The following is a 4,330-nucleotide window of genomic DNA, read 5'->3' as shown; positions in this document are numbered from 1 at the left end:
TGCATAAATATGATGAGCAGACTGCTCACCCAGAAAGCTTCCAGCGGATCCTCAAGTTATCGGGAATCGGCACACAGGTCAAATGGCAATCTTATTTATACAAAAATGTGCTAAAGGTTGGTTAACTAGTTGTTTTTAATGTTTTTTAATGCTCTTTTTGCCACTGTGTCAGGCCTGACGACCGTTAATGGAGTGTGATCCCTCTCACTATAAGAAAGCGCTGTTATTACCGCGCTGTCCTGTGTTCTGTTTTCCAAACAGAATATTACACTGGCTTTTCTTCGTAACCCGCTTAATGCCACTGTTTTACGCCGAAGGAATTCTTTTTGAAAAATATCCCGCCGACATAAGTAAAAGTAATCAGCGAAGCAGTGAATGAAATCGCGGTAATTGTGCGTGATTATGCAATAGGTGTGCGTCCTCTATGGCGATTGATCCAGGTCATCGCCGACAAAGACTAAAAATGGCAGGCTTGGCTCTTTCATCAGGCCGGTCTATCAATTTATGCAGTTACAGAAATTAGTCAATATGTTTGGTGGCGATCTCGCCCGTCGTTACGGGCAGAAGGTCCATAAACTGACGCTGCATGGCGGTTTCAGTTGTCCCAATCGCGATGGCACTATCGGACGGGGCGGCTGCACTTTCTGTAACGTGGCTTCTTTCGCTGACGAAACCCAGCAGAACCACTCCATTGCGGAGCAGCTGGCTTATCAGGCCACGCTGGTCAACCGCGCCAGACGATATCTCGCCTATTTTCAAGCCTACACCAGCACCTGGGCGGAAGTGCAGGTGCTGCGCGCCATGTATCAGCAGGCGGTAAGCCAGGCCAGCATCGTCGGTTTATGCGTCGGCACCCGCCCGGACTGCGTGCCGGATGCGGTGCTGGATCTGCTCAGCGAATACCACGACGCGGGCTATGAAGTGTGGCTGGAGCTTGGGCTGCAAACGGCTCAGGATAAAACCCTGCACCGCATTAACCGCGGCCACGATTATGCCTGCTACCAGCACACCACCCGCCGGGCGCGCGAACGCGGTCTGAAAGTGTGCAGCCATTTGATTGTCGGTCTGCCGGGAGAAGGGCAGGCCGCATGTCTGGACACGCTGCACCGGGTGGTGGAGACGGGTGTGGACGGGATCAAACTGCACCCGCTGCATATTGTCACCGGCAGCACCATGGCGAAGGCCTGGGAAGCGGGGCGTCTGCACGGCATTGCGCTGGAAGACTACACCGTCACCGCCGGGGAGATGATCCGCCATACGCCTCCTGAGGTGATTTATCACCGTATTTCCGCCAGCGCGCGTCGCCCGACGCTGCTCGCCCCGCTGTGGTGCGAAAATCGCTGGACAGGTATGGTCGAACTGGACCGCTACCTAAACAGCCACGGCGCGCAGGGATCGGCGCTGGGCCGCGGCTGGGTGCAGCCTTGCGCCTGAACTTTTCCTTCCTGAGCGGGGAATAATTCGCACTTTTTCACACAAGCGTCAACGCCTTGCTCAGAATTGAGTATTATTGTGCCAGGTTGTCGCGAAGGGATCCCCTATGAAGCAAATCCGAGTACTGGCGCAATACTATGTCGATCTGATGATGAAGCTCGGCCTGGTGCGCTTTTCCATACTGCTGGCGCTGGCGCTGGTGGTACTGGCGATTGTCGTGCAGATGGCGGTCACCATGGTGTTGCATGGCCGTGTGGAAAGCATTGATGTTATACGCTCTATCTTCTTTGGTCTGCTCATTACCCCCTGGGCGGTCTACTTCCTGTCGGTGGTGGTTGAACAACTGGAGGAATCGCGCCAGCGGCTCTCGCGGCTGGTGGATAAACTTGAAGAGATGCGCGACCGCGATCTCAAGCTCAACGTGCAGCTGCGGGACAACATCTCCCAGCTGAATCAGGAGATCAACGATCGCGTGAAAGCGGAAGCGGAGCGCCAGGCCACCTTCGAACAGCTAAAAATCGAAATGCAGGAGCGTGAACAGACGCAGATCCAACTGGAGCAACAGTCTTCTTTCCTGCGCTCGTTCCTCGATGCTTCCCCGGATCTGGTTTTCTATCGCAATGAAGATAAAGAGTTTTCCGGCTGTAACCGGGCGATGGAGTTGCTGACCGGCAAAAGCGAAAAACAGCTGGTGAATCTGAAGCCTCAGGACGTTTACTCCCCGGAAGCCGCCGAGAAAGTATTGGAAACCGACGAGAAAGTTTTCCGCCATAACGTGTCGCTCACGTATGAACAGTGGCTGGATTACCCGGACGGACGTAAAGCCTGTTTTGAGATCCGCAAAGTACCCTATTATGACCGCGTGGGTAAACGCCACGGGCTGATGGGGTTCGGGCGTGACATAACCGAACGTAAGCGCTATCAGGACGCGCTGGAGCGCGCCAGCCGGGACAAGACTACCTTTATCTCCACCATCAGCCATGAACTGCGTACGCCGCTTAACGGTATCGTCGGTCTGAGCCGCATCCTGCTGGATACGGAACTGACCGCCGAGCAGGAAAAATACCTGAAAACCATCCATGTTTCGGCTGTCACGCTCGGGAATATTTTCAACGATATTATCGACATGGATAAAATGGAGCGGCATAAAGTCCAGCTGGATAACCAGCCGGTGGACTTCACCAGCTTCCTTGCCGATCTGGAAAACCTCTCCGGGCTACAGGCGCAGCAAAAAGGGCTGCGCTTCGTGATGGAGCCTGCGCTGCCGTTGCCGCATAAGGTTGTCACCGACGGCACGCGTCTGCGGCAGATCCTGTGGAACCTCATCAGTAACGCCGTTAAATTCACTCTGCACGGGCAGGTGGTGGTGCGGGTGCGCTACGACGCCCCGCAGGAGATGCTGCGCTTTGAGGTGGAAGATTCCGGTATCGGTATTCCGCAGACCGAACAGGATAAGATCTTCGCCATGTATTATCAGGTGAAAGACAGCCACGGCGGTAAACCCGCAACGGGGACGGGTATTGGTCTGGCGGTATCACGTCGTCTGGCGAAGAGCATGGGTGGCGATATCACGGTGTCCAGCGTGGCGGGCAAAGGTTCGGTATTCTCGCTGTCGGTGCGCGCCCCTGCCGTCGCGGAAGAAGTGGACGATGCGTTCGAAGAAGATGAAATGCCGCTGCCGGCCCTTCACGTCCTGCTGGTGGAAGACATTGAGCTGAACGTGATTGTCGCCCGCTCGGTGCTGGAAAAACTGGGTTGCAGCGTGGATGTGGCGATGACCGGCAAGGCGGCGCTGGAGATGTTTACCCCCGGCGAATACGACTTGCTGCTGCTGGATATTCAGCTGCCGGATATGACCGGGCTGGATATTTCCCGCCAGCTCACCAGCCGCTATGCGGCTGAAGATCTGCCGCCGCTGGTGGCGCTAACCGCCAACGTGCTGAAAGACAAACAAGAATACCTGAACGCCGGTATGGATGATGTCCTCAGCAAACCGCTGGCCGTACCGGCATTAACGGCCATGATCAAAAAATTCTGGGATACCTGTGACGACGAGGAGAGTGATGTGACCCCTGTGGATGACAGTAAATCACAAGCGCTGCTGGATCTGCCGATGCTGGAACAGTATCTGGAGCTGGTGGGGCCGAAGCTGATCACCGATGGCGTGGCGGTATTTGAAAAAATGATGCCGGGCTATATCAGCGTGCTGGAGTCCAATTTCACCGCCCGCGATCAGAAAGGCATCACCGAAGAAGGGCATAAAATTAAAGGCGCGGCAGGATCGATTGGCCTGCGCCGTTTACAACAGCTGGGGCAACAAATTCAGTCGCCGGATCTGCCCGCCTGGTGGAATAACGTGGGCGAATGGATCGACGAGATGAAACAGGAATGGCCGCATGACGTGGCGTTACTGAAAGCCTGGGTGGCGAATGCCAGTAAAAAATAACCCCGGATAAACCGGGGTGCGCGAATACTGCGCCAACACCAGGGAACCGTGGCTGCGCCGGGATTGTGATTTTATAGTTGAACGGGCACGACGAGACATGAGAAAAGTTGGCACTTAAGATACCAAAACTTGAATCATTTGTTACGTGAATCAGTGAAATGTGTGAAGCACAGCGTTGTTATCACAATAATTAATAAACTTAAGCATATTGCCAGAAAGGATTAGCAACATGAAAAAAGTAGGTATTGTCCTCAGCGGGTGTGGTGTTAACGACGGATCAGAGATCCACGAAGCCGTACTTTCTCTGCTGGCGATCGCCAGAAATGGGGCTGAGGCAGTCTGTTTTGCCCCGGATAAAAGCCAGAGCGATGTAGTGAATCATCTGACCGGCGAACCTATGGCGGAAAGCCGTAACGTACTGATCGAAGCGGCACGTATTGCCCGCGGCGC

The 4,330-nt window shown here is 54.5% G+C and carries 2 protein-coding genes and 1 pseudogene; all 3 read left to right on the top strand.

The genetic code is table 11. The annotated features are described in order from the left end of the window. Positions 1 to 504 precede the first annotated feature (504 nt). A complete protein-coding gene (locus tag QRD42_RS02600) occupies positions 505 to 1,434 on the top strand; it encodes a TIGR01212 family radical SAM protein (protein ID WP_321988120.1) in 930 nt (309 codons plus the stop codon). A 106-nt stretch (positions 1,435 to 1,540) separates the two neighbouring features. Beyond that, positions 1,541 to 3,880, top strand: coding sequence for an aerobic respiration two-component sensor histidine kinase ArcB (gene arcB, locus QRD42_RS02595; RefSeq protein WP_318374491.1), 2,340 nt, complete (start codon positions 1,541 to 1,543; stop codon positions 3,878 to 3,880). Positions 3,881 to 4,109: 229 nt separating this feature from the next. Next, positions 4,110 to 4,330, top strand: a pseudogene (locus tag QRD42_RS02590) (isoprenoid biosynthesis protein ElbB); the annotation flags it as partial.

The sequence above is a fragment of the Enterobacter sp. PGRG2 genome, assembly GCF_030291195.1.
In the GTDB taxonomy this organism is placed as follows: Bacteria; Pseudomonadota; Gammaproteobacteria; order Enterobacterales; family Enterobacteriaceae; genus Enterobacter_D.
This window is presented reverse-complemented; position numbering and strand designations above follow the sequence as displayed.

Coding starts and splice junctions, on each gene's coding strand:
- arcB (WP_318374491.1), top strand. CDS start 1,541: ATGAAGCAAATCCGAGTACTGGCGCAATACTATGTCGATCTGATGATG.
- QRD42_RS02600 (WP_321988120.1), top strand. CDS start 505: ATGCAGTTACAGAAATTAGTCAATATGTTTGGTGGCGATCTCGCCCGT.